The following is a 24,652-nucleotide window of genomic DNA, read 5'->3' as shown; positions in this document are numbered from 1 at the left end:
GGCGAACGCCTAGGAGCTTATGTTCAAACGCTATTTGCCCATCTTCAATTGGCTACCTCATTACCACAAGCGTTTGCTGGGAGCCGATCTTCTGGCGGGGCTGATCGTGACCGTCATGGTCATACCGCAGTCACTGGCTTACGCCCTACTGGCAGGCCTGCCAGCGGTAGTGGGGCTGTATGCCAGCATTTTGCCGCAATTGCTCTACACCTTGATGGGCACCAGCAGAACCTTGGCCGTGGGGCCCGTCGCCATCATCGCACTGATGACTGGGGCAGCCCTCTCTTCGGTGGCCACTCCGGGCTCGCCCGAATATCTCCAGGCGGCCCTTGTGCTTTCATTGCTCTCCGGTGCCCTGTTGGTTGCCATGGGCGCGATGAAGATGGGCTTTTTTAGCAACTTTTTGAGTCATCCGGTCATATCCGGTTTTTTGACCGCGTCAGGCATATTGATTGCCGTCAGCCAGCTGGGCAGCCTGTTAGGCGTCGCCAGCAGCGGTTTTACGTTGGTCGAACGCTTGATGACGCTGCTACCCAACCTATCTACCTACAACCTGTACACCATGGCCATCGGTGGAGGAACGTTGCTCTTTCTGGTGCTGATGCGCCGCTTCGGCAAGAAGAGCCTTATCAAACTTGGCCTCCCCGCCACACTCGCTGATTTAATCACCAAAGCAGGCCCGGTGTTTGCCGTGATCATCACCACCCTGGCCACGTGGTATTGGCAGCTCGCCTACAACGAGGGTGTAGCCGTCGTTGGCACCATTCCCAGTGGCCTGCCCGCCTTGAGCTTTCCTTGGAGCGACGTATCACTTTGGCGGGCACTCCTTATCCCCGCCATGCTGATCAGTTTGGTAGGCTTCGTGGAATCGGTCTCTATGGGGCAGATGCTGGCGGCAAAACGGCGCCAGCGCATCTCTCCCAACCAGGAGCTGATTGGCTTAGGAGCCGCCAACTTAGCGGCAGGATTGACCAGCGGCATGCCTGTTACAGGCGGCTTATCCCGCACCGTCATCAACTACGATGCGGGCGCGCAAACGCCTGCTGCTGGGGCCTTTGCCGCGCTCGGCATTGCACTTGTGACCATGGCATTTACCGGCTGGCTCTACTATCTGCCCATCGCGACGCTTGCCGCCACCATCACGGTGTCTATTTTGACCCTGGTGGATATCCCCATGCTGCGCCAAACCTGGCGCTACTCCCGCAGCGACTTTGCCGCCATGGCGGTCACCATTCTATTGACGCTGGTGGAAGGGATCGAAGCAGGCATTATCGGCGGGGTGACGCTCTCCATTGCGCTCTTTTTGTACCGCACCAGCCGCCCCCACAGTGCCTTAGTGGGCCGAGTGCCGGATACCGAGCACTTTCGTAACGTAGAGCGGCACGATGTGGAGACGGTAAGCAACGCAGCTCTGCTGCGCATCGATGAGAGCCTCTACTTCGCCAATGCCCGTTATCTTGAAGACACCGTCTACAACTTGGTGGCCAGCCGCCCGGAGCTTGAGCATGTCGTGCTGATCTGTTCAGCGGTCAACCTGATTGACGCCTCTGCTTTAGAGAGCCTGGATGCCATCAATGCTCGCTTGAAGGATTCCGATGTCAAACTACACCTGTCAGAGGTGAAAGGACCGGTGATGGATCAGTTGAAAAAAAGTGACTTTTTGGATGCTTTAACCGGGCGGGTATTTTTAAGCACCTACGCGGCATGGCGCGAATTTTCTTAGCTTTAAGAATCATAACTTATTGAAAAGTCAGGCAACCGCCTGGCTTTTTACGTTGTGCTAAGGACTATTTGTAGTCGCCTATGAGAACAGCGTTGACAGCCTCTCTGGCCTTACCTACTATCACTCGACCACTTAGCAAAACCAAATACCGCATAGCAAAACATAAAGTAACTGAACGTAACGAGCCCAAAAGCAACAATCACAATAGAAGCAACCACAATAAAGGAGCATTTCAATGCGTCCGTTTGCTCACCGCCTGTTAATCGCTGCCCTCCCGCTCTCGCTGTTAGGAGTGGCGGTCAGCCACGCCAACGAAGTAGAACTCCCCAGCACCATGGCCTGGACCGCCTACGGCACCAACTCCAGCGGCTACGCCCAGGCCGTTGCCATTGGCAATATGCTGCAGAATAAGTACGACTCTTCTGTGCGCATTCTGCCTGGCGATAACGATGTCTCCCGTATGACGCCCCTCAAACAGGGTCGCGTTGACCTGTGCGCTTGCGGTATCGCCAGCTACTACGGCGCCGAAGGGGTCATGATGTTTGCCGACCGCGACTGGGGCCCGCAGCCGCTGCGCGTGATTACCACCTCAACCGCGTCGTTTGGTCTGTCACTGGCCGTGGCGGGTGATTTGGACGTTGAAACCCCCGCCGATTTAGCAGGCAAACGCATTGCTTATATTCGCGGTGATGATGCCCTGAACAAAGGCACTGAGGCGTACCTTGCCTTCGGCGGCCTAACCTGGGATGACGTTGAACGCGTTGACTACCCCGGCTATGCCCGCTCTTTCGACGGCATTATTGCTGGCGATGTGGACGCCTCTTTTACTACCACCGTTACACCGCCCGCTCAGCAGCTCGCGAGCAGCCCACGGGGCATTAGCTGGCCGGTGCTTGACCCTAACGATGAAGCTGGCTGGGAACGCATGGCGGCGGTGGCACCCTACTTCCGCCCCCATGAAGTCACCGCCGGTGCAGGCGGCATTAGCGCCGACAACCCGGTACCCAGCGCCAGCTATCCCTACCCCATTGTGGTGGCGAATCAAGACCTTGATGACAATGTCGCTTACGGTTTAATCAAAGCGATGCAGGAAAACTACGACGACTACAAAGATAACGCGCCGGGTGCAGTGGGCTACGCGCTGGAGTACCAGGATCTACAGTGGGTAATCCCATTCCACGACGCAGTGGTGGAGTACTACAAAGAGATCGACGTGTGGACCGATGAGATGCAGGCCCACCAAGACCAACTCGTTGAGCGTCAAAACGTATTAATGCAGGCCTGGGAGCAGTTTATGCAAGACGCACCCAGCGATGCCGATACGTTTACTACTGACTGGATGGCCGCCCGCGCCACGGCGCTCACCGATGCTGGGTTCGAGCCGATCTTCGAGTAACTCGCCACGGGGCGGCGCTCGCCGCCCCTGCTGATTGATGGAACGCCCTATGACCACCGATACCACACCTGCCAGCACGCCGCAGGTTAAAGAAAAAATCAGCCAAATCCGCGAGCTGCCTCTGGCGCTTCGTTGGGTGCCTGCCACCGTCACCGTATTACTCATGATGATGACGCTGGACTACCTGTTTAACTGGGGCTTGCTCACGTTCGTGACCGGGCTGGAAACTCAGTTTTACTACGCAGTGGTGGCACTGCTTCTGCCGCTCGTGTTTCTGCTATGGCCCATGCGCAGCAGCCAGCAGGAGCAATCGATTCCCTGGTATGACTACCTGCTTAGCGCTGTCACGCTAATTGTGGGTGGCTACTTTGTGTATAACGCTGTTCCCATTCTGGAGCGCGGCTGGGCGTTTGCAGCTCCAGATATCGCCATTTATTTCAGCTATGCCTACTGGTTATTGATTATCGAAGCCGCCCGCCGAGCCGGCGGTTTGCCGATTGCCATCATTGCCGGGGTGTTCTCGCTTTACCCCTTGGTAGCCGACATCGTTCCTGGCCCCATCCAAGCATTCCCTTCTAGCCTGCCTGAAACGGCGATGTACCACACCATGAGCACCGAAAGCATCATGGGGGTTCCGCTACAGGCTTTTGCGGGCTTGGTGATTGGCTTTCTGGTGTTTGGCGTGGTGCTGCAAAAAAGCGGCGGCGGCAAATTCTTCATTAATTTAGCCTTTGCGCTTTTAGGCCATGTACGCGGCGGCCCGGCTAAGGTGTCGATTTTTTCCAGCGGCCTGATGGGTTCCATGAGCGGCAGCGTGATCAGTAACGTGCTGACCACCGGGGTACTCTCGATTCCGGCCATGCGCCGCATTGGCATGAGCCGCTCGTTTGCGGGCGGTGTGGAAGCCTGCGCCTCAACTGGTGGCGTATTGATGCCCCCAGTGATGGGTGCCACCGCCTTCGTGATGGCCATGTTCCTGGATATTCCCTACTCAGCGGTGGCGCTGGCAGCGGTAATTCCCTCGATTCTCTATTTCCTTGGCCTGTTCATTCAAATTGATGCCTATGCCGCGCGCAATGACATCAAAGGCCTGCCCGCCATAGAGCTACCGTCGATTAAGCAAACGCTGAAAGAGGGCTGGTACTTTATCTTCGTCTTCGGCCTGCTGGTGTGGATGCTGCTGATCATGCAGCGCGAAGCGGTTGCCCCATTCTATGCAACCGCCCTGCTGTTAGTGCTCAACCAACTCTCTAAGCAGAACCGCTGGGGTTGGAAGGATGTCACCGAAACGCTCTCGTCAGCGGCCAAGCTATTTGCCGAACTTATCGCCATTCTGGCGGGCGTGGGTATGCTGGTGGGCGCGCTCTCCATGACCGGCCTGTCGGGCACCATTGCCAACGACTTTATCAATATCGCCGGCGGCAGCGTACCGCTACTGCTGATTATGGGCGCGGTCACCAGTTTTGTACTGGGCATTGGCATGACGGTCACTGCGGCCTATATCTTCCTGGCGGTGGCGCTCGCCCCTGCGCTGATTCAAGGCGGCGGTCTAGACCCCATGGCGGTGCAGATGTTCATCCTCTACTGGGGCATGCTCAGCTTTATCACGCCACCCGTGGCATTGGGTGCCTTTGCCGCTGCCACCGTGGCCGGTGCCCGCCCGATGGAAACCGGCCTGCAGGCCATGCGCCTAGGCAGCGTGATTTACTTTATCCCCTTCCTGTTCGTGCTGAACCCCGCGCTGATCATGCAGGGCGAACCATTGATGATCATTGCCGTGTTTATCCAGGCAGTCATCGGCATCATTCTGTTTGCCTCTGCCATGCAAGGGTATCTGATGGGTGTTGGGCGATTGGGCTACGGCGCGCTGCAGGAAATCGTCATTCGCGCGCTAGTACTGATCGCGGGGCTACTGCTCGCCCTACCGGGCGGCGGCATGGTACCGCTAAGCCAGTGGGAGTTGATCGGTTTAGCCGCCGTGGCGCTGCTACCCGCCGTGGTGCTTGCCCGCCTTAGCCAGCGCCATCACCAGCGTTCGCTCACTGCCAACGCTTAATACCACCTTCGAGGATATTTATGAGCACAAAAACAAACCTCACCCTCGTACTCGGTAGTTTAACGGCAGGCCTGCTGGCGGCTGGAAGCGCTAGCGCCATGCCTAGCACGCTGAATTGGACCGCGTATGGCACCGGCACCAGTGGCCATGCGCAGATTATGGCCATCAGCCAGCTGCTACAAGAGGAGCACGGCACTCAGTCCCGCGTTATTCCAGGTGAAAACGACACCATGCGCATGACGCCGCTGAAAACGGGACGCGTGGATCTCTGCGCCTGCGGCATTGCCAGCTACTACGGCTCTGAAGGCGTGATGATGTTCGCCAGGCCGGACTGGGGCCCGCAGCCTATTCGGGTGATTTCAACCTCCATGGCGAGTTTTGGCATAGGCATGGCGGTGGCAGGCGACGTAGAGATGGGTTCCATCGCTGATCTGGAAGGTAAACGGCTAGCCTACCTGCGCGGCGACGATGCGCTGAACAAAGCTGCTGAAGCCTACCTAGCATTCGCAGGTTTGACTTGGGATGACGTTGAACGCGTCGACTTCCCCGGCTACAACGCCGCCTTCGACGGCATTATCAGCGGCCGTGCCGATGCCGCTATTACCACCACCGTGACACCGGCGGCGCAGCGGTTAGCGGCTAGCCCTCGTGGCTTACAGTGGCCAGAACTGCCCACTGACGATGAAGCGGGCTGGGCACAGATGCTGGAACTGGCGCCCTACTTCCAGCCCCACGATGTGACGTCAGGCGCGGGTATTAACGCTGAACAGCCGCTGGCCAGCGCCAGCTACCCTTACCCCATTCTAGTGAGCAACGCCGATTTAGCCCCTGAAACTGTCACCGGCTTGATCACCACGCTAGTGGAGTCGTTTGACGACTATAAAGATAACGCCCCAGGGGCTAGCGGCTATGCCCTTGAGAATCAAAACATGACCTGGGTAGTACCTTTCCACGATGCTGTGGTGGCGTACTACCAAGAAAGCGGTGTATGGACCGATGAAATGGACGCCCACCAAAACGCCCTGGTGGAGCGGCAACAGCTGCTAATGGACACCTGGGAAGCCTATCAAGCCGATGCCCCCGAAGACGAAGCGGCATTTATCGACGGCTGGATGGAAAGTCGGCGCGTCGCCTTACAAGAAGCTGGGTTAAACCCCGTTTTCTGATGTTGCTTCAATCACGACGGAAGTCATTACCTAAGGCCGCCACTGTGCGGCCTTTTGTTTAGCCAACTATATTCCGCAGTGCAGAACGTTATTTTGCATTATTGACTCCAACGGTGTCTTTCGCCATGATCACCTCATTCCGTATAACAACTTTAAATTTCATATAGCGAAACATGGGAGCCACTATGAGTGTTCACTACCAGCGACATGGCGAGGTCGGCGTCATTAGTATCGCTAACCCGCCCGTCAACGCATTGAGCCAAGCGGTGCGTAGCGGTTTGCTCAGCGCCCTTGAAGAGGGGTTGGCCGACCAGCAGGCCCAAGCACTGGTGGTGATGGCAGAGGGGCGCACCTTTATCGCCGGGGCCGATATACGTGAATTTGGTAAGCCGCCCCAAGCACCGCTGCTACCGGATGTCATCACACAACTAGAAGCTTGCTCGAAACCGCTCATTGCATCGCTACACGGCACTGCGCTAGGCGGCGGCTTGGAAGTTGCGCTGGGTTGCCACTATCGTGTTGCGCTGGCAGGCACACGCGTAGGTTTACCAGAAGTGAAGCTTGGCTTACTGCCCGGCGCAGGCGGTACCCAACGGCTGCCCCGCTTGGTAGGTGTGGAAAGATCCTTAGACATCATCACCAGCGGGCGATTTGTGGAAGCCGCTGAAGCGCAGGATATCGGCATTATCGATGCCATCAGCGATGCCCAAACACCGCTGGAAGCGGGTTTGGCAGCGGCAAAAGAGGTATTAGCGGGACAACAGCAGGCGCGCATCACCGGTCAGTTACTCGCTCCAGAGGCCAACTCCCAGGCCATTGATGACATGCGAAAGCAGCTTGAATCCAGCGCACCGGCACTGTTTTCACCGTTTCGCATTGTGGAAGCCGTTGATGCCTGCACCAAAGCCACATCACTGGAAGAGGGTTTGCGTCGCGAGCGTGAGCTATTTCTTGCCTGTATGGACTCCCCCCAGCGCGCAGGGCTGATTCACCTGTTTTTTGCCGCTAGAAATCCCCATGTCGTCCCTGGCGTAGACAATGCTGAGCCCTTTGCGCAGATCGCCCTTATCGGTGAGCACCCGCTGTTTGAGACGCTTCATAGCGCCACCCAGCGCGCCAACATAACGCTAACCGATACCCCAAACGATAGCACTGAGCTGTGCCTGCTCGCCCCTGGCGAAGACGCAAGCGCCTGCCCTTCTCAAGCGGTCACCGTATCGCTGCAGTTACTTACCGCAAATGCCCCAACATCGCCTCTCAGCCTAGTGCTTGCCGAGCGCGGCCCCTTCCATGAATTGATGAATCACAGTGCCAGCGCGACCGACCAGCAGCGGGCAGCCTTAACGCTCAAAGCGCTGCGAGCCAACGTGGTGGTTAGCAAGTCGCCTAGCGTATTGAGCACGCTTTATAACGCCGCAACACAAGCGCCCAACAACGACGCTCAGTCAGCCATGGAGCAGGCGAGCCTGACGCTAGCGCAGCAAGGCGCCTGCTACCGCGAGAGCGATATTGATCTGCTGGCAGTGGAAGCGTTGGGCTACCCACGCCATTTAGGCGGGCCGCACCGCCAAGCCACGCTGCCATCCCATTTATCGATTCACAAAAAGACGCCTTCCGAGGATGCACACTCATGAACCTGACGTTTAGCCCCGAAGAGCAGGCATTCCGCGAGGAAGTCCGCCGATTTTTAGCCGATGCACTGCCGAGCGACATCCGTGAGCGCGTGCGCCTTGGGCGGCATCTGCGCGCCGATGACCACATCCGCTGGCAGAATATTCTCAGCGAACAAGGGTGGCTTGCCGCCAACTGGCCTGTTGAGCACGGCGGTCCAGGCTGGGGCCCAGTGCAGCGACATATCTTCGATGAAGAGTGTGCCGCCGCCCACGCCCCTACGGTGGTGCCCTTTGGCGTCAACATGGTCGCGCCAGTGATCATGAAATTTGGCAGTGTGAAGCAGCAACAGCACTACCTGCCGCGGATTCTTAATAACCAGGACTGGTGGTGCCAGGGCTACTCCGAGCCGGGTGCTGGCTCGGATTTGGCGGGCTTATCCACCCGCGCCGTGCTCGATGGCGACCACTACATCGTCAACGGGCAGAAAACCTGGACCACCCTGGGCCAGCACGCCAACATGATGTTCTGTTTGGTGCGTACCGACCCCCACGCGAAAAAGCAGGCGGGCATCAGCTTTTTACTGATTGATATGCAGACCCCCGGCATTACCGTACGGCCGATTATCACCCTCGACGGCGCTCATGAAGTCAACGAAGTGTTTCTCGATAATGTGCGCGTGCCGGTAGAAAACCGCGTGGGTGAAGAGGGCCAAGGCTGGACCTGCGCCAAATTCCTGCTAACCCACGAGCGCACCGGCATCGCCGGGCTTGGCCACGCTAAGCAGGCGCTGCGCCATTTGAAGTCCCTCGCAACCCGTATGCAGCATCGCGGCAAGCCGCTTTTATCGCTCCCCAGCTTTCGCCAGCGGGTGGTCAAAGCCGAGCTTGAGCTGATGGCACTGGAAGTGACCAACCTGCGCGTGATTGCCGCAGCGCGAGATGGCGGGGTGCCGGGGGCAGAAAGCTCGCTGCTAAAAGTACGCGGCTCTGAACTGCGCCAAGAGATTAGCGAGCTTACCCGCCGTGCGCTTGGCCCTGCTGCCCTGCCGTTCTTCCCCGAGTTTCTCCATGGTGATGAATCGCTGGCTGATGAATATGCCCAAGGCGCTGCCACCAGCGCCCAGTATTTTAATCGTCGCAAGCTGTCGATTTATGGCGGTGCCAACGAGATTCAAAAAAGCATCGTCGCTAAAACCATTTTAGGTATGTAAGGGGGTCACCATGGATTTTGCACTCACCGACGAGCAGCGCATGCTCGAAGAGACACTGACACGCTTAGTGGCCGACCAGGTAACGCCCGAACAGCGCCGCGCTATGCTTGAAGCGCCTGCCCAAGGGGCCAGCCCGCTATGGCGCACTTTTGCCGAGCTGGGCCTGCTGCATATGCCGTTTAGCGAAGACGTCGGCGGGCTAGGCGGCGACGGCACCGACTTAATGATTATTATGCAAGCGTTGGGGCGCGGCTTAGTGCCAGAAGCGTACCTGTTTGGGTTAGTCATGCCCGGGCAGCTGCTTGCGCTATGCGCCAACCCCGCACAGCAGGAGCGCTGGCTGGCCCCGCTGTTGGAAGGTGAACACCAGCTCGCCTTGGCTTGGCAAGAACACACCGCCCGCTATGACGCGTTCGATATTTCGACCCAAGCGAGCCAACAAGATGGCCAGTGGCAGCTTCACGGCCGCAAAGATGTCGTAATGAACCTGGGCAGTGCCGCCGCCACGCTGGTGACCGCCCAACTGCCTACCGGCAAACTGGGGCTGTTTATCATCCCTGCGGACACTCACGGCGTCACCTTACAGACCTATCTCACGATGGATGACCAGCCCGCCGGTGACCTAACGCTGCATAACGTGACTCTGCCGCTAGAGAACTGCCTAAGCGAAGACGCAGGTGACGCGCTGGCAGAGGTACTGGCTCTTGGCCGCGCCGCACTTTGCGCCGAAGCCATCGGCGCAATGGAAACCGCCTGCGACCAAACCCTCGCCTATTTAAAAGAGCGCAAGCAGTTTGGCCTGCCGCTGGCCACGTTCCAGTCACTGCAGCACCGCATGGTGGATATGCATCTTCACCTGGAGCAGTCGCGCTCCATGGCGATTCTCGCCGCCACCAGCCTCTCGCTGCCTGCTGACGAACGGGACTATAAAATCGCCGCGGCCAAGGCCTACTGCGGCGAGTCTGCGCGCTTTATTGCGGAACAGGCCATTCAGCTTCATGGCGGCATGGGTATGACCGAAGAGTGCTACGTGGCCCACTACGCCAAACATTTGGTGATGTTTGATCACTACCTGGGCGACAGCGACTATCACCTTGAGACGGTGAGCGAACAGCTCGACGCCGCCTAAGGAGAAGCTCATGCGCAGGGAAGACGATCCGTTAGTACACCTTGAGACTACCGAGGGCGGTATCGCCGAAGTGACCATTGCGCGCCCTGCGGTGCGCAATGCCCTCAACGAGCCCACGGCCCTGGCGCTCAATAACGCATTAGCCACCGTGGCAGTTGACCCGCAGGTGCACTGCGTGATCCTGAGCGGTGAAGGTAGCGCCTTTTGTGCCGGTGCTGATTTAGCAGAATTCGAAAAGGCCTCCACCCAGCCTGCAAGCCAACGGCTGGCAACGCTTTTTTTGCCTGCGCTGCGCAGCATGATGACGATGGAAAAGCCCGTAATCGCCGCCGTAAGCGGCGCTGCCGCGGGGATTGGTGTGTCCTACGTGCTGGCCAGCGATATAGTGGTGATGGGCCGCTCGGCTTACCTAAAACTGGCCTTTATCAATATTGGCTTGATTCCCGACGGCGGCGCTTGCTGGCATTTGGTACGCAAGCTTGGCCACGCCCAGGCCTTTGAGATGGCGGCACTGGCTACCCCAATGGATGCCGAGCGCTGTGTGGCGCTGGGCTTGGCCAACCGGGCAGTGGAAGATGATCAGGTGTTAGCGGAAGCACGAGCGCTGGCACAGGCCCTGGTGGCTCAGTCACCCCAAGCGCTGGGAGCAACAAAACGGGCCATGCGACAGGCGGCGAACCTGCCGTTAGACGACACGCTAACGCTTGAAGGCGCACTGCAGGATGAGTGTAAGGCCACCGAGGATTTTCATGCTCGCGTGGCTGCTTTTCGTCAGCGCCGCCGCAATTGATTCAGCGCTTGTTGGTAATCGTCGCGCAGCGTGGCTACTTCATCGGCCACGCTGTTCAGTGTGGTAATGCCCCCCACCCCTTGCCCTGCACCCCAAATATCCCGCCACGCTTTTGCCTTGCTGCTGCCGCCTGATCCATAGCGCATGGCGCTTTTGTCGCCCTCTGGCAGTGCCTCTGGGTCAAGCCCGGCCAGCTCGATGCTTTGGCGCAGGTAGTTTCCGTGCACGCCAGTAAATAGGTTGGTATAGACGATATCCCCCGCAGCGGCTTCCAGTACCATCTGCTTGTACGCTGGCTGAGCATTGGCCTCCTGGGTGGCAATAAAGCGCGTGCCCATATACACCATGTCCACGCCCAGCGCCTGGGCGGCGGCGATCTGCTCGCCTTTGGTTATCGTCCCTGCCAGCACCAGCGGGCCATCGTAAAACTGCCTGACCTCGGCCACAAAAGCGAAGGGGTTAAGCCGCCCCGCATGACCGCCTGCGCCATGGCAGACCAAAATCAGCCCATCCACCCCGGCATCGATGGCTTTTTTAGCGTGCCTCAACGTGGTCACGTCATGAAACACCAGGCCGCCATAGGCGTGCACCTGCTCGACCACTCGATTGGGCGCATGCAGGCTGGTAATGATCAGTGGCACCTTGTACTCAGCGCATAGCGCCACATCATGCTCCAGGCGGTCATTGGTGGGGTGCACGATCTGATTCACCGCAAACGGCGCGGCGGGCTGCTGCGGATTCTGAGCGCTATAGTCGTCTAAGGTATCGGTAATCTGCTGCAGCCACTCCCGAAGCACTTCCGCAGGCCTGGCATTCAGCGCCGGTAACGCGCCAATAATCCCCGCCTGACACTGGGCAATGACCAGCTCAGGGCCAGAAACGATAAACATGGGAGAGCCGATAACCGGCAGCGCCATCGAGGCAGTCAGTTGGGTTAGCATGGAAAACTCGCTAGTTATTATTTTGAAGCAATACTGCAAAAGGCACCACAGGGCCTTTCAATAAGATGCCACACTGCAGTGGCATGGTCGGAACAACCCTGCGTGGGGGCGCTGTGAACCCATCCATGGGCGCTACTTTCGCCATCCATGGCGAAAGACCCCCGCTACGGGTTATTCCGACCAAGACGTGGATGCAAGAAGCTTTTACAGCTTGCTTTCCAGTTCCGGCAGGATCTCGAACAGATCCCCGACCAGGCCATAGTCGGCCACCTGGAAGATCGGTGCTTCGTCGTCTTTGTTGATCGCGACGATCACCTTGGAGTCTTTCATGCCCGCCAAGTGCTGAATCGCACCGCTGATACCTACCGCAATATAGAGCTCGGGTGCGACGATCTTACCGGTCTGACCCACCTGCATGTCGTTAGGCACGAAGCCGGCGTCTACCGCCGCGCGAGAAGCGCCAATGGCGGCGCCCAACTTGTCGGCAATGCCGTTCAGCAGCGTGAAGTTTTCACCGTTGCCCATGCCGCGGCCGCCTGAGATGACGACCTTGGCGCCGCCGAGTTCTGGGCGGTCGCTTTGCGCCAGCTCTTGCTTCACAAAGCTGGACTGGGTGTTTTCCAACACGGTATCGACGGCTTCGATCGTTGCACTGCCGCTACTGCCCACCGCATCGAAGCCAGTGGTACGCACGGTGATGACTTTCAGCACGTCATCGCTTTTGACCGTGGCAATGGCGTTACCGGCGTAGATCGGGCGCAGGAAGGTATCGGCACTTTCAACACCCAGCACATCCGATAGCTGGCTGACGTCTTTTAGCGCGGCCAGGCGCGGCAGGACGTTTTTGCCGGTGGTGGAGGCACTGGCCAGCACGTGACTGTAATCATCGGCCAGCGCGACCAGCAGCGCTCCCATGGGCTCGGCAAGCTGGTGGGCGTACACGGCGTTATCGGCAACGCGTACTTTGTTGACGCGGTCGAGCTTGGCAGCGGCGTCTGCTGCTGCCTGAACGCCTTCACCGGCGACCAGAATATCAATATCGCCACCGATGGCTTGGGCGGCCGCCACGACGTGGGCGGTGGCGCCCGCTAACTGACCTTCATGAAGGTCGGCAAGTACCAGAATGCTCATAGAATTCACTCCTTTCAAAGCATGTCGATCAACGTCACGCCGACCTTAGATCACTTTGGCTTCGTTTTTCAGTTTGTCGATCAGCTCGTCTACCGAGGCCACTTTGATACCGCCTTTGCGCTCAGCAGGGGATTCCACCTTGAGCAGCGTGACCTTGGAAGCCACCTCAACGCCATAGTCGGCGGGGGTTTTGACATCCAACGGCTTCTTCTTAGCCTTCATGATGTCCGGCAGCTTGGCGTAGCGCGGTTCATTCAGGCGCAGGTCGGTGGTGACGATGGCCGGGAGTGTCAGCGCGACAGTTTGCAGGCCGCCGTCGATTTCACGCGTGACATTAACCTTGTCACCGTCTACCGCGACTTCTGAGGCGAAGGTGCCTTGCGGCAGGTTAGTCAGCGCGGCGAGCATCTGTCCGGTCTGGTTGTTGTCGGTGTCGATGGCCTGTTTGCCGAGGATGACGAGGCCGGGCTGCTCTTCGTCCACCACTTTGGCCAGCAGTTTGGCCACCGCCAGCGATTCGGCGCGCTCGTCGGTTTCAATGTGGATGGCACGGTCAGCCCCCAGCGCCAGCGCGGTGCGCAGCTGCTCTTGGGCGGCCTTGGGGCCCACGGTCACGGCCACGACTTCGGTGGCCACGCCCTTCTCTTTCAGGCGCACCGCCTCTTCCACGGCAATTTCGCAGAAGGGGTTCATGGCCATTTTGACGTTGGTAAGGTCCACATCAGAATGGTCCGCTTTGACGCGGATTTTGACGTTGTAGTCGATGACGCGTTTCACCGCGACGAGGATTTTCATAAGGCATGCTCCAGCGATTGAACCATCGGCTTTTTATTCCGCATAGCAAAATAATATTTCACTTTATAAAAATAACAATAAAAAAACGCCTGCCAAAGGTCAAGCGTTTCCTTGAACAGCCAACCTCAGAAAGGCGACCAACCAAACCATAACGCCAGCAGCGGGATGGCAGCGACCAAAAAGCGCCCGTTCCAGCGGTAACCGATGCGGGTGGCGGGTACGCCGGTAAAGCGCGAGAGAATCAGCATGGAAGCGGTCATGGGTGATGACATCAGCGCCAGCGCCCAGCCTACCATTAACGATGCCCCAATCAGCTCAGGCGTTAACCCCTCAATGCCCAGCGTAGGGAGCAAGCCCACCAACAGCGTCACCGTGACAATCGGGTTGACGCCTATTTGCGCTAGCCCCACCACCATCAGCATGGCTAACACCGCATTCAAAGTGCCCAGCGGGTCTAGCACCGCCAATAGCGGTGCTAGCTGCTGAGTATCCACCAAGCCCACGCATACATGCCCCAAATAGCCTGCCGCCCCCAGCACCACGATTTCATTAGCGCTGGGAGACAGCAACCAAGGTAGCTGACGATGCACCGCCGTTATGGCGGCAGGCAACCCGCCAAAGCCCAGCCTGCGACGCTGCCAAGCCAGCCATAAGAGCGCCCCGGTAGGCGCGCCCAGCAGCGCGGCAATGGGGAGTCGTAACTCCAGCAGCCACGCAATAGAGAACACCAGCGCCACAATGCCGATTAGCAAAACGCTAAACTGCGCCAACGGGCGCAGCGACGGGGTGACATAGGTTTTATTGGCGGGTGGGTGCGGGCCGGTGAAATAGTCCACCGCCCAGCCCGCCATAAAAATCAGCGCGGCGGCCCCTAGAATATAGGGTGCCAGCTGTGACCAGGTGACCTGGGGAAGGCTTGAAAGCACCACGGCTACCCCAATACCCATGGGCGAAATTAGCGGTGCCAGCGAAAATCCGCGCAGCAGCGCCAGCATCATTCGCCGCTGGCGGGCCTCACGCACCCAGGCGCGCCCTTGGGCGGCACTCAGGGTATTGCTCTTCTCGATCATCGCGGCAAACAGATTCAGCACGCCAATGTTCAGAATGATGCCAAACAGCGCCGAGCCCAGGGATAAGATCGGATAACGGCGGCTGGGGGATTGAAGCAGCATGCTTTGCCCGCAGCGGCGCACTAAACGGGAGCGATAGGCAGGTAAGCGCAGCATACTCAGCGCCACTATAAAGGTGGCAAAAAACGCAAAACGCCCACTCGCCTCAAACAGCAGCTGCCCAGGGGTGGGCGAGCGCCATAGCGCGAGCAGCGCGAGTACGCCAGCGGCACACAGCAGCCCCTTGGCCATGCGGGTGAGTTGACCTTTCAGGGTCACCAAATAAAGCAGCAGCGCAACGATGCCTGCGGCTTGCCACGCCACGCTGCCACCGACCAAATGAATCAGCGTGGCAAGCGTCACCAGTAGCAAACAGGAAACCCGGAAACGGGCTGGGCTCACTCGCCAGGCTCCCTCAACTGCGGGTCGGGAATGCCTTGTGACGATTCGCTGCCACTGCGGCGGCGAAACGAGCCTTCGCCCATAGCCACCAGATTGCCCCGCTCATCGATAATCTCACCGCTGGTCATGAAGGTTTTTTGCCCACCGCCACGCAGCGTGCCCGTGGCCCGCAACACGCCATGCCGAGCAGGCCCGACAAAGGTGGTGGTGAGTGATAGCGTCATCCCACGGCGAATATGCCCTGGCACATCACAGTGCAGGCCCGCTAGGCTTAAGGCGCTGTCCAGCATGGAAGCCAAGACGCCGCCATGCACATTGCCGCTGCGGTTAAGGTGCTTGGGTTCAATGGTGAGTTCCACCACCGCGCGCCCCTCTTCCCACTCCACCACGTGCATGCCCAGCAATTCGTGATAGCCCATCAGCGCCTGGGGTATTGTTGAGGCGTTAGCGCTGTCTGATTCGCTCATAAAGCGCTCTCCTGCTGGGCCAAGTCGCGTAGCCGTCCTTTTAAAATCTTACCGCTGGCGGTGGAAGGCAGCGCATCCATTAGCATAATCTGCGTCGGACGCTTATAGGGCGCAAGCCGCTCGGCAATAAAGGCTTTGAGTTCTGCCATATCGACTTCAATGCCCGGCTCACACTGCACAAATGCCACGACCTCTTCATTGCCAGCCACCTGCCGCCCGACCACTGCGGTTAACGTCACCGCAGGATGCTCATTAATCACTGCTTCCACATCCGGCGGGTAGATGTTGAAGCCCGAGCGAATAATCAGCTCTTTACTGCGGCCCACGATATAGAGCTGATCGTCGTGATCCAGTTTGGCGATATCACCGGTATTGAGCCAGCCATCTTCCGTTAAGGTGGCGCGGGTGGCGTCCGGCTGGCGGAAGTAACCTTTCATGATATTAGGGCCACGCACCCACAGCTCGCCGATCTCATCGCCTGCCTTTTCTGACGTGCCGCTGCTGCCTAGGGGCTCTAACCGATACTCCAACAGCGGCAGCACGCGGCCCACGGTGCTGCTCTGGTGGCGGTCTTCAATGCGGGTTTGACTAATCGTCGGGCTAGCTTCGGTGAGACCGTAGCCATTGTGCAGCGTTAGGCCAAACGCAGCTTCCACGCGTTTTTTGGTATCGCTATCCAGCGGCGAGCCGCCTGCGGAGATATAGATAAGCGCAGGCGCTTCTAACGCGCGCTGCTCACGCTTCAAATACTCCAGGGCGCGAGCATACATGGCAGGCACACCTTGGAGCACCGTAATACGCTCCTCTTTCAACGTTGCCAACAGTTGAGCAGCCTCGAAACGCGGCACGGTGTACAGGCACGCGCCGTTATACAGCGAACCCATACACACTGATGAGAGGCCAAACACATGAGACATCGGCAGCACGCCATACACCCGCTGCCCTTCACTCAGATGACGCATGCCGCCTGAAATAGAGGCGATATACAGAATACCGCGATGGGTCAGCATGACGCCTTTCGGCGTACCGGTGGTGCCTGAGGTGTAGATCATCGCGGCTACCTGCTCGGCACCGCTGGCGTGAACAGGCTCTGGCTCGCTATCAAATAGCGGTGAAATCGCTAGGCCGCCGAGCTGCGGATGCTGATAGCGGTCAGCCGCGTGGCGCTCGGCGTGCTGGCTCGCCTCTGGGGAGGCTTCGCAGGTGTAAAACACTCGGCGCGGCAGGCAATTGCCTTGGATTAAATCCACTTCCTGAGCGGAGAGGCGCGAATTGACAATCGCGACCCAAACATCCATTTCACTGGCGGCCAACAGCAGTACCACCAGGGCACGGCAGTTTTCACTGACCGTCATAATACGGTCGCCGGGCCGTATGCCTAAATTAGCTAACCACTCGTAGGCGGCATGAATCTCTTGCCCCAGCTCGGCGTAGCTCCAGCGAACGTTGCCATCCACAAGCGCGGGGTGATCCGCTAGGCGTTTCGCATTTTCCAGCACGCGGGTACTCAAGCGCTCGGGGAGTTCTGCTAAAAGCTCGCTTGCCAGACGGCCAAAGATCTTCTCATCTGGCGCTTGGTAAGGGACCGACAGAGCCATTAGGACGCCTCCCGCACCATGTTCCGGGCAATCACCAGCTGCTGAATTTGCGTCGTCCCTTCGTAAATGCGGAACAAACGCACATCGCGGTAGAAACGCTCAACGGCGTATTCCGACATATAGCCCGCACCGCCGTGCACCTGCACGGCGCGATCCGCAACGCGACCCACCATCTCGGCACAGAACAGCTTGCAGCAGGAGGCTAGGGTTGAGACGTTTTCGCCATCATCTTTGCGGCGTGCGGCGTCCATTACCATGGTTTTGCCTGCGTAGGCTTCGGTTTTGCTATCTGCCAGCATAGCCTGCACCAGTTGATGCTCCGCCAGCGGCGCACCAAACTGCTTACGCTCCATAGTGTAGCGCAGCGACTCTTCGACCAAACGCTCGGCCACGCCCACACACACCGCAGAAATATGCAGTCGCCCACGGTCGAGCACTTTCATGGCGGTTTTAAAGCCTTGCCCCTCTTTGCCGCCAATGATGTTTTCAGCCGGTACACGGCAGTTATCAAAAATGATATCGCAGGTATGCGCGCCCTTCTGGCCCATCTTGTTATCTGCCGGGCCGCGAATCAGACCAGGCGTATTGCCTTCAACAATAAAGGCAGAGATACCGCCAGCGCCTTTGTTGTCTGGGTCGGTACGCGCCATCACGGTGAACAGGTCCGCTTCCGGGCCGTTGGTGATATAGCGCTTGGTACCGTTTAACACATAGTGGTCGCCATCGCGCACGGCGGTGGTGCGCAGGCTGGCGGCATCGGAGCCGGAGTCCGGTTCGGTCAGGCAGAACGAGCTGAGAATTTCCCCGGTGGCCAAGCGCGGCACGTATTTGGCTTTCTGCTCTTCAGTGCCGTCAATCAGAATGCCCTGGGCACCGATGCCGTTATTCGTACCAAATACCGAGCGGAACGCGGGAGACGTTTTGCCTATTTCCATGGCTACCAGAGCTTCTTCTTCCATCGTGAGCCCTAAGCCGCCGTACTCTTCAGGAATGGATAGCCCGAACAGCCCCATCTCCTTCATTGCCGCCAGGATCTCGGCGGGCACTGCATCCTCTTCGGCAAGCCGTGCCTCATTGGGAATCAAACGCTCCCGTACAAAGCGGGCAATGGTATCAACCAACTGATTCAGCAGTTCGGGATCACGGATCATAACGGCTCCTGGTAGCAACGATATTTTTATGGTTGGCGTTCGCGCGGGCAGTGAGGCCTGCAATAATTCTGCATGGCGAAACTAGCGTTCACTCTCTTGTCAGGCACTTTTGCATAGCCTAGGATGGCAGTCAATAAACGAAATGCTATTTTGCAATGCAGAACAATAAACACTTGCAGCGAGGATTTTGACCTATGTCCAACGACGCAGTCGCCCATTCGTTCAACACTCTTGGCATTGTCGGCACCGGGGCCATGGGTAGAGGGATTGCTCAGCTCGCCGCGCAGGCAGGCCTGAACGTCATGCTATTTGATGTAAAAGAAGGCGCGGTGGCGGAAGCGACTGCCTTTATTAATGGGTTATGGCGGCGCAGCGCCGACAAGCAGCGGATTACCCAAGCCCAAGCCGAGCAGTACGGCGAACGCTTGATTGAGGCCCGCGACCTCGCCGCCCTCGCCCCCTGCGATATCGTCGTTGAAGCCATCATCGAGAAGCTGGAAGCCAAACAGGGGCTGTTTAGCGATTTAGAGGGCATTGTTCGCCAGGATGCCGTTCTTGCCACCAACACCTCTTCGCTGTCTGTTACCGCAATTGCTGCCGCCTGCCAGCGCCCAGAGCGCGTGATTGGCTTTCACTTTTTCAATCCCGTCCCGCTGATGAAAATTGTGGAAGTGATTCCAGGGTTACGTACCGCTAACGATGTCACTCAGCGGGTTAATGCCCTGGGCACCTCCATGGGCCACTTTACCGCCCAGGCCACCGATACCCCTGGCTTTCTGGTCAATCACGCCGGGCGCGCCTTTGGTACCGAAGCGCTGCGCGTTCTGAGTGAGAGCGTGACCGACCCTGCCACCATTGACCGCATCATGGTGGATCAAGGCGGTTTTCGGATGGGGCCGTTTACCCTGCTGGACCTGACGGGTCTGGATGTTTCCCATGCGGTGATGGAGTCGGTGTACCACCAGTATTATGAAGAGCCGCGCTTTCGCCCTTCACCGCTCACCCGCCAGCGGCTCTCAGCAGGCTTGCTGGGGCGCAAAACCGGTGAAGGCTTTTATCGCTACGTGGATGGCCAGCAGCAGATGCCGGAAGAGCCCGCCATTGCGACAGCCTCGCCTTGCCCCGTGTGGATCAGCCAAGACGACCCTGGCAGCGCCGCCCAGCTTGCCGAACTGGTCGCCACGGCGGGCTGGCCACTAGAAAGTGCGGATCAGCCCTCCTCAGAGGCGCTGTGCCTGCTGACACCGCTGGGCGAAGACACCACACAGTGCGCTCTGCGCCAAGGCTTGAATGCCGAGCAGTGCGTCGCGGTGGATATGCTGGCGGGGCTGGATAAGCGCCGCAGCCTGATGGCCTCCCCCATTACCCGACCCGAACTAGTCAATGCCGCCGCCAGCCTGTTGAATGCTGACGGCACGCCGGTCAGCACCCTACAAGACAGCACCGGCTTTGTGCTGCAGCGCTTGGTGGCCTGCATCGTCAACGTTGGGGCAGATATCGCACAGCAAGGCGTCGCTGCACCCGCCACTATTGATCGTGCGGTGGAACTTGGCCTGGGCTACCCATTTGGCCCGCTGCGCATGGGCGACCATTACGGCGCTTCGCGCATCCTGACCATTTTGAACAACCTATTAGACGCCACCGGTGACCCCCGCTATCGCCCTAGCCCGTGGCTGCGCCGCCGCGCCGCGCTGGGCATGCCCCTCACTGACGGGCCAACGGGCTGAACCCCCTCAGTTTCAATTACGGCTTAAGTAAGGCTTACACAAACAAGGAAAATAACCATGCAAGACGCCTATATTTACGACGGATTACGCACCCCTTTCGGCCGCCATGGCGGCAGCCTAGCGGCCATTCGTCCGGATGAGCTGCTGGGCTTAACGCTCAAAGCACTGGTGGCGCGTAATCCGTTTGCCCCAGAAAGCTACGAAGAGGTGTTGGCGGGTTGCACTAACCAAGCGGGGGAAGATTCTCGCAACGTGGCCCGTCACGGTGCGCTGCTAGCGGGCCTGCCGATTGAGGTGGCAGGCCAAACCGTCAACCGCCTGTGCGGTAGTGGCCTAGCCGCGATGATGGATGCCGCCCGTGCCGCTCGCTTAGGCGAAGGTGAGCTATTTTTGGCTGGCGGCGTGGAGTCCATGTCCCGCGCGCCTTACGTGCTGGGCAAAGCCGACTCCCCCTACGCTCGCAATCAGCCGATGTTTGATACCGTGATTGGCTCGCGCTTTCCCAACCCGTGGATTGCCAAAGAGTACGGCAGCCACAGCATGCCGGAAACTGCCGATAACATTGCCCACGACCTGAACATTGGCCGCGAGGCCAGCGACGCCTTTGCCGCCCGCTCCCAAGCGCGCTATGCCAAGGCGCTGGCAAACGGCTTTTATGAAGGCGAAATGTTTGGGGTAGACGTGCCTCAAGGACGCAAACAGCCGCCGCTGTTGGTAGATAAAGACGAGCACCCCCGCGCTGAAAGCACCGAGGAAAAACTAGCCAAACTCGGCGCGCTGTTTGAAGGTGGTGTCGTGACCGCAGGCAACGCGTCTGGATTAAATGACGGGGCTGCCGCGCTGATTGTCGGCACGCGTGCAGCAGGCGAGCGAGCTGGGCTTGCTCCGCGAGCGCGTATCGTTGCCAGCGCCGTGGCGGGCGTTGCTCCCCGCGTCATGGGCTTGGGGCCGGTACCCGCCTCGCAAAAAGCGCTGGCCCGGGCTGGCCTCTCGCTTGAGCAGATGGACGTGATTGAAATCAACGAAGCTTTTGCGGTGCAGGTGTTGGGCTGCGTTCAGCAGTTGGGGCTTTCCGCCGACGACCCGCGCCTTAACGCCAACGGTGGCGCCATTGCCATTGGCCACCCGCTGGGTGCCTCGGGCGCACGTTTGGCACTCACTGCGCTGCGCCAGCTAGAAGCCACCGGCGGGCGCTATGCGCTGGTCACCATGTGTATTGGCGTTGGCCAGGGCATCGCGACCATCATTGAACGCCTGGACAGCTAACCGCCCTCCTGCGGCGCTAGCACAGTATCTAAGGCAGGCGCCGCAGGCCAAGCGTTGACTAAGCTCTCTTATCGCGCTTTGCAACGCCCCAGCGCAGGTATGCGATACTTGCCATTCAATGATTGATTAGCCGAGACGCTTGATGGAACCAACCGACGCCGCTGCTGATGAGCCGCAATCACCCGAAAAAGATCGCAACTTTGTCACCGCGCTTGCGCGGGGGTTAGAACTGCTCCGCGCTTTTGGAACAGGGGAAGAGTACCTGGGCAATGCAGAGCTCTCTAATCGCACCCACATCCCGCGCCCCACGGTGTCCCGGTTAACCTATACGCTGACCCAGTTAGGCTACCTGCAACACAACCGTCACCTGGAGAAGTACCGCCTCGGGCCAGGTGTGCTGGCGCTGGGTTACCGCTTTCTGGCCAATATGGGCATTCGCGAAATTGCTCGCCCCCATTTACAGCACTTTGCCGACGCCACCGACTGCAACGTGAGCCTGGGCGGTGCCGACCGCAGCGACATGGTGTATCTGGAAACCTGCCACGGCCACGGCCCGCTGATTATTCGCTTAGATGTTGGCTCTCGTCTACCGATTGCCACCTCGGCGATTGGTCGTGCCTGGCTGTGCGGATTATCTGACGAGCGCCGCCAACAGGTGATGCAAGAGCTAGCCGCGTTTCACGGCAGCGATTGGCCGCGCCTTCATGCCGGTATTGAACAGAGCCTGCGCGACTATGCCGAGTATGGCTTTTGCCTATCCGAACAGGATTGGCAGCGGGATATCAGCGCCGTGGCCATGCCGCTCATTTTAGAAGATGGTGCCGAAGTGATGGCGATTAACTGCGGTGGCTCTAGCCTGCGTTTAGATCATGATCGATTGGTCAACAACCTTGGCCCCAGACTCAAGGAAGTAGCAGCAAAAATTATGCAGGAGCTGGCCCCCAAGTATCGTGCGTCACGTTAAGAAACGACGGCTTACCTTTCACTAACGCTCGTTTTATTGCATCATAGGCCTTCACTGCATGTGAAGGCACTGAGGAGCAGGGATGCCAAACGAGTGGATCACTCAACAGGGCGAGCATGTCTCGCTGCACGGCGAATGGACACTACGCCACTACGCTGAGCTGAAGCGCGCCCTACAGCAGCAGGGTCGGCTAAGCTCGGCAGCGCTGTCGCTACCCGGCTTTGAGGGGCTGGATACCGCCGGCGCGGCGCTGATCGTTGAGCTAATTGGTGTTGAAAAAACCAAACAAATTGGCGAGTGGGCAAGCGATCTTCCCCAGGTGCAGCAGGCCTTGCTAATACGCATTGCCGAGGCTATGGACGCTCCGCTTGAGAGCCCCACACCCCGCCCCAACCGGATTAGCGAAGCCTTAGCGACAGTGGGCCAGCAAATGGTGGCGCTGGGGTCTCAGCAGCGCCAGCTACTGGCTTTCATTGGCTTGGTGCTGGCCACATTTACCTCACTTCTGTTTCGACCCCGCCACTGGCGTATTACCGCCACCGTCGCGCATATTCAGCAAAGTGGCTTGAATGCGGTGCCTATCGTTGCGCTCTTAACCTTTATGGTGGGCGCAGTGGTGGCGTTTTTGGGGGCCACGGTGCTCCAAGATTTCGGTGCAACGGTTTACACCATTGATCTCGTAGCTTTTTCATTTTTACGGGAATTTGGCGTACTCTTGGCCGCGATACTTTTGGCGGGCCGCACTGCCAGCGCCTTTACCGCCCAGCTTGGCGCGATGAAATCCAACGAAGAGATTGATGCCCTCAAAACATTGGGACTCGACCCGATTGAGCTGCTAGTGCTTCCCCGGGTGATGGCGATGTTGATCAGCCTACCGCTGCTGGCGTTTGTGGGCATGCTGAGCGGCCTCGTCGGCGGCGCGGTGGTAGCCACCCTATCGTTGGATATTTCTGTGAGTCAGTTCATCACCACACTGCAAAAAGACGTGTCGGTCACTCATTTTCTGGTCGGCTTGAGCAAAGCGCCGGTATTTGCCTTTGTGATTGCCGTCATTGGCTGCCTAGAAGGGTTTAAAGTTAGCGGCAGTGCCCAATCGGTGGGTGCCCACACGACATCCAGTGTGGTGCAAGCCATCTTCATGGTGATTCTCATCGATGCATTAGCGGCGTTATTTTTCATGGAGATGGGCTGGTGACCGAGCGATATTCAGAGATGCCTCAACAGCCCGAGCGCGAGGAAGCGGTTATTCGCGTGCAGGGGCTGGTGAATCGATTTGGCGACAACGTCGTTCACGAAGGGCTGGACTTGACCCTCTACCGAGGCGAAATTCTCGGCGTTGTCGGCGGCTCAGGTACCGGTAAATCAGTTCTACTGCGCAGTATTGTGGGCTTAAAGCGGCCAAATGACGGCACAGTAGAAGTGCTGAACCAGCGGTTAAATGAGTTAAGTGAGTCCCAACGCAGCCAAGTCGAGCGGCGCTTTGGGGTGCTCTTTCAGCGTGGGGCGCTATTTAGTTCGCTCAACCTGCAAGAAAACGTTGCGCTGCCGCTTATCGAGCACGCCAAACTCTCTCGGCAAGAGGCCGAGTATCTGGCGCGTATCAAGCTCTCGCTGGTAGGCCTGCCCCCTCATGCCGCCCGACAATTTCCAGAATCGCTCTCTGGGGGCATGGTGAAACGTGCCGCGCTTGCCAGGGCACTGGCCCTGGACCCGGATATTTTGTTTCTCGATGAGCCTACCGCAGGACTCGACCCCATTGGGGCCGCCGCGTTTGACCAACTGCTGGTCACGCTGCGCGATGCAATGGGCTTTAGCGTTTTTTTGGTCACCCACGACCTCGATACCCTCTATGCGGCCTGTGACCGGGTCGCGGTGCTGTCGCAAAAGCGCGTTCTGGTGGTGGATACCCTGGAAAACGTCGCAAAAACGGACGACGAGTGGGTACAGGATTACTTTAATGGACCGCGTGGACGCGCTGCACAGCGCTCTGCTGGCCCAACCTCTTCTCAGGAGTGAC

The 24,652-nt window shown here is 58.6% G+C and carries 20 protein-coding genes; 13 read left to right on the top strand and 7 right to left on the bottom strand.

The genetic code is table 11. The annotated features are described in order from the left end of the window. The first annotated feature begins 19 nt into the window (after window positions 1-19). The 8 genes from CTT34_RS08725 (at window position 20) to CTT34_RS08690 (ending at window position 11,084) form a co-directional block, all read left to right on the top strand. Complete coding sequence (locus CTT34_RS08725) at window positions 20-1,723, top strand: SulP family inorganic anion transporter (protein ID WP_159342069.1); 1,704 nt, start codon at window positions 20-22, stop codon at window positions 1,721-1,723. A gap of 235 nt (window positions 1,724-1,958) precedes the next feature. After that, window positions 1,959-3,119, top strand: a complete 1,161-nt coding sequence (locus CTT34_RS08720) for a TAXI family TRAP transporter solute-binding subunit (RefSeq protein ID WP_159342068.1) — start codon at window positions 1,959-1,961, stop codon at window positions 3,117-3,119. A 49-nt stretch (window positions 3,120-3,168) separates the two neighbouring features. Further along, a complete protein-coding gene (locus CTT34_RS08715; RefSeq protein ID WP_159342067.1) occupies window positions 3,169-5,175 on the top strand; it encodes a TRAP transporter permease in 2,007 nt (668 codons plus the stop codon). Between the two features lie 20 nt (window positions 5,176-5,195). After that, the gene (locus CTT34_RS08710) at window positions 5,196-6,341 is read left to right on the top strand and encodes a TAXI family TRAP transporter solute-binding subunit (RefSeq protein ID WP_159342066.1); all 1,146 of its coding nucleotides are present in this window, start codon (window positions 5,196-5,198) and stop codon (window positions 6,339-6,341) included. Between the two features lie 185 nt (window positions 6,342-6,526). After that, window positions 6,527-7,975, top strand: a complete 1,449-nt coding sequence (locus CTT34_RS08705) for an enoyl-CoA hydratase/isomerase family protein (RefSeq protein ID WP_159342065.1) — start codon at window positions 6,527-6,529, stop codon at window positions 7,973-7,975. Next, window positions 7,972-9,165 (top strand): acyl-CoA dehydrogenase family protein, encoded by a 1,194-nt coding sequence (locus tag CTT34_RS08700; protein WP_159342064.1) that lies wholly within the window; start codon window positions 7,972-7,974, stop codon window positions 9,163-9,165. Before CTT34_RS08705 ends, CTT34_RS08700 begins: the two co-directional genes overlap by 4 nt. 10 nt (window positions 9,166-9,175) lie before the next feature. Continuing rightward, window positions 9,176-10,294, top strand: coding sequence for an acyl-CoA dehydrogenase family protein (locus CTT34_RS08695; RefSeq protein ID WP_159342063.1), 1,119 nt, complete (start codon window positions 9,176-9,178; stop codon window positions 10,292-10,294). A 10-nt stretch (window positions 10,295-10,304) separates the two neighbouring features. Continuing rightward, a complete protein-coding gene (locus CTT34_RS08690; RefSeq protein ID WP_159342062.1) occupies window positions 10,305-11,084 on the top strand; it encodes an enoyl-CoA hydratase/isomerase family protein in 780 nt (259 codons plus the stop codon). Here the strand turns inward: CTT34_RS08690 and CTT34_RS08685 are convergent. From CTT34_RS08685 to CTT34_RS08655, 7 genes are all read right to left on the bottom strand, one after another. Further along, entirely contained in the window at window positions 11,066-12,025 is a 960-nt protein-coding gene (locus tag CTT34_RS08685; protein WP_159342061.1) for an NAD(P)H-dependent flavin oxidoreductase, read from the bottom strand. The genes CTT34_RS08690 and CTT34_RS08685 overlap by 19 nt on opposite strands. Window positions 12,026-12,229: 204 nt before the next feature. Further along, window positions 12,230-13,156 (bottom strand): electron transfer flavoprotein subunit alpha/FixB family protein, encoded by a 927-nt coding sequence (locus CTT34_RS08680; protein ID WP_159342060.1) that lies wholly within the window; start codon window positions 13,154-13,156, stop codon window positions 12,230-12,232. A gap of 45 nt (window positions 13,157-13,201) precedes the next feature. Next, window positions 13,202-13,951: an electron transfer flavoprotein subunit beta/FixA family protein gene (locus CTT34_RS08675; RefSeq protein WP_159342059.1), complete on the bottom strand. Its 750-nt coding sequence runs from the start codon at window positions 13,949-13,951 to the stop codon at window positions 13,202-13,204. 125 nt (window positions 13,952-14,076) lie between these two features. Further along, the gene (locus CTT34_RS08670) at window positions 14,077-15,462 is read right to left on the bottom strand and encodes a hypothetical protein (protein ID WP_159342058.1); all 1,386 of its coding nucleotides are present in this window, start codon (window positions 15,460-15,462) and stop codon (window positions 14,077-14,079) included. Then, the gene (locus tag CTT34_RS08665) at window positions 15,459-15,929 is read right to left on the bottom strand and encodes a PaaI family thioesterase (protein ID WP_159342057.1); all 471 of its coding nucleotides are present in this window, start codon (window positions 15,927-15,929) and stop codon (window positions 15,459-15,461) included. The genes CTT34_RS08670 and CTT34_RS08665 overlap by 4 nt, the downstream gene beginning before the upstream one ends. Continuing rightward, complete coding sequence (locus CTT34_RS08660; protein WP_159342056.1) at window positions 15,926-17,527, bottom strand: class I adenylate-forming enzyme family protein; 1,602 nt, start codon at window positions 17,525-17,527, stop codon at window positions 15,926-15,928. The genes CTT34_RS08665 and CTT34_RS08660 overlap by 4 nt, the downstream gene beginning before the upstream one ends. Further along, a complete protein-coding gene (locus tag CTT34_RS08655) occupies window positions 17,527-18,678 on the bottom strand; it encodes an acyl-CoA dehydrogenase family protein (protein ID WP_159342055.1) in 1,152 nt (383 codons plus the stop codon). The genes CTT34_RS08660 and CTT34_RS08655 overlap by 1 nt, the downstream gene beginning before the upstream one ends. A gap of 194 nt (window positions 18,679-18,872) precedes the next feature. Between CTT34_RS08655 and CTT34_RS08650 the strand changes: the two genes are divergently transcribed. The 5 genes from CTT34_RS08650 to CTT34_RS08630 all read left to right on the top strand — a co-directional run bounded on the left by CTT34_RS08650 (window position 18,873) and on the right by CTT34_RS08630 (window position 24,651). Then, window positions 18,873-20,405, top strand: coding sequence for a 3-hydroxyacyl-CoA dehydrogenase (locus CTT34_RS08650; protein WP_159342054.1), 1,533 nt, complete (start codon window positions 18,873-18,875; stop codon window positions 20,403-20,405). 57 nt (window positions 20,406-20,462) lie between these two features. After that, on the top strand, window positions 20,463-21,671 hold the full coding sequence (locus CTT34_RS08645; RefSeq protein WP_044629404.1) for a 3-oxoadipyl-CoA thiolase: 1,209 nt from the start codon (window positions 20,463-20,465) through the stop codon (window positions 21,669-21,671). A gap of 142 nt (window positions 21,672-21,813) precedes the next feature. Next, window positions 21,814-22,635 carry an IclR family transcriptional regulator gene (locus CTT34_RS08640; RefSeq protein WP_044629405.1) on the top strand — a complete coding sequence of 274 codons (822 nt, stop codon included), beginning with the start codon at window positions 21,814-21,816 and terminating at the stop codon, window positions 22,633-22,635. A gap of 82 nt (window positions 22,636-22,717) precedes the next feature. Then, complete coding sequence (locus CTT34_RS08635; protein WP_159342053.1) at window positions 22,718-23,830, top strand: MlaE family ABC transporter permease; 1,113 nt, start codon at window positions 22,718-22,720, stop codon at window positions 23,828-23,830. A gap of 17 nt (window positions 23,831-23,847) precedes the next feature. Then, the gene (locus CTT34_RS08630; protein WP_089675199.1) at window positions 23,848-24,651 is read left to right on the top strand and encodes an ABC transporter ATP-binding protein; all 804 of its coding nucleotides are present in this window, start codon (window positions 23,848-23,850) and stop codon (window positions 24,649-24,651) included. Window position 24,652 lies beyond the last annotated feature (1 nt).

Source organism: Halomonas meridiana (assembly GCF_009846525.1).
Lineage (GTDB): Bacteria > Pseudomonadota > Gammaproteobacteria > Pseudomonadales > Halomonadaceae > Vreelandella.
This window is presented reverse-complemented; position numbering and strand designations above follow the sequence as displayed.

What these genes read in the sequence shown, in the direction of transcription:
- CTT34_RS08725 (WP_159342069.1), top strand. Translation starts at nt 20, where the DNA reads ATGTTCAAACGCTATTTGCCCATCTTCAATTGGCTACCTCATTACCAC.
- CTT34_RS08720 (WP_159342068.1), top strand. Translation starts at nt 1,959, where the DNA reads ATGCGTCCGTTTGCTCACCGCCTGTTAATCGCTGCCCTCCCGCTCTCG.
- CTT34_RS08715 (WP_159342067.1), top strand. Translation starts at nt 3,169, where the DNA reads ATGACCACCGATACCACACCTGCCAGCACGCCGCAGGTTAAAGAAAAA.
- CTT34_RS08710 (WP_159342066.1), top strand. Translation starts at nt 5,196, where the DNA reads ATGAGCACAAAAACAAACCTCACCCTCGTACTCGGTAGTTTAACGGCA.
- CTT34_RS08705 (WP_159342065.1), top strand. Translation starts at nt 6,527, where the DNA reads ATGAGTGTTCACTACCAGCGACATGGCGAGGTCGGCGTCATTAGTATC.
- CTT34_RS08700 (WP_159342064.1), top strand. Translation starts at nt 7,972, where the DNA reads ATGAACCTGACGTTTAGCCCCGAAGAGCAGGCATTCCGCGAGGAAGTC.
- CTT34_RS08695 (WP_159342063.1), top strand. Translation starts at nt 9,176, where the DNA reads ATGGATTTTGCACTCACCGACGAGCAGCGCATGCTCGAAGAGACACTG.
- CTT34_RS08690 (WP_159342062.1), top strand. Translation starts at nt 10,305, where the DNA reads ATGCGCAGGGAAGACGATCCGTTAGTACACCTTGAGACTACCGAGGGC.
- CTT34_RS08685 (WP_159342061.1), bottom strand. Translation starts at nt 12,025, where the DNA reads ATGCTAACCCAACTGACTGCCTCGATGGCGCTGCCGGTTATCGGCTCT.
- CTT34_RS08680 (WP_159342060.1), bottom strand. Translation starts at nt 13,156, where the DNA reads ATGAGCATTCTGGTACTTGCCGACCTTCATGAAGGTCAGTTAGCGGGC.
- CTT34_RS08675 (WP_159342059.1), bottom strand. Translation starts at nt 13,951, where the DNA reads ATGAAAATCCTCGTCGCGGTGAAACGCGTCATCGACTACAACGTCAAA.
- CTT34_RS08665 (WP_159342057.1), bottom strand. Translation starts at nt 15,929, where the DNA reads ATGAGCGAATCAGACAGCGCTAACGCCTCAACAATACCCCAGGCGCTG.
- CTT34_RS08660 (WP_159342056.1), bottom strand. Translation starts at nt 17,527, where the DNA reads ATGGCTCTGTCGGTCCCTTACCAAGCGCCAGATGAGAAGATCTTTGGC.
- CTT34_RS08655 (WP_159342055.1), bottom strand. Translation starts at nt 18,678, where the DNA reads ATGATCCGTGATCCCGAACTGCTGAATCAGTTGGTTGATACCATTGCC.
- CTT34_RS08650 (WP_159342054.1), top strand. Translation starts at nt 18,873, where the DNA reads ATGTCCAACGACGCAGTCGCCCATTCGTTCAACACTCTTGGCATTGTC.
- CTT34_RS08645 (WP_044629404.1), top strand. Translation starts at nt 20,463, where the DNA reads ATGCAAGACGCCTATATTTACGACGGATTACGCACCCCTTTCGGCCGC.
- CTT34_RS08640 (WP_044629405.1), top strand. Translation starts at nt 21,814, where the DNA reads ATGGAACCAACCGACGCCGCTGCTGATGAGCCGCAATCACCCGAAAAA.
- CTT34_RS08635 (WP_159342053.1), top strand. Translation starts at nt 22,718, where the DNA reads ATGCCAAACGAGTGGATCACTCAACAGGGCGAGCATGTCTCGCTGCAC.
- CTT34_RS08630 (WP_089675199.1), top strand. Translation starts at nt 23,848, where the DNA reads ATGCCTCAACAGCCCGAGCGCGAGGAAGCGGTTATTCGCGTGCAGGGG.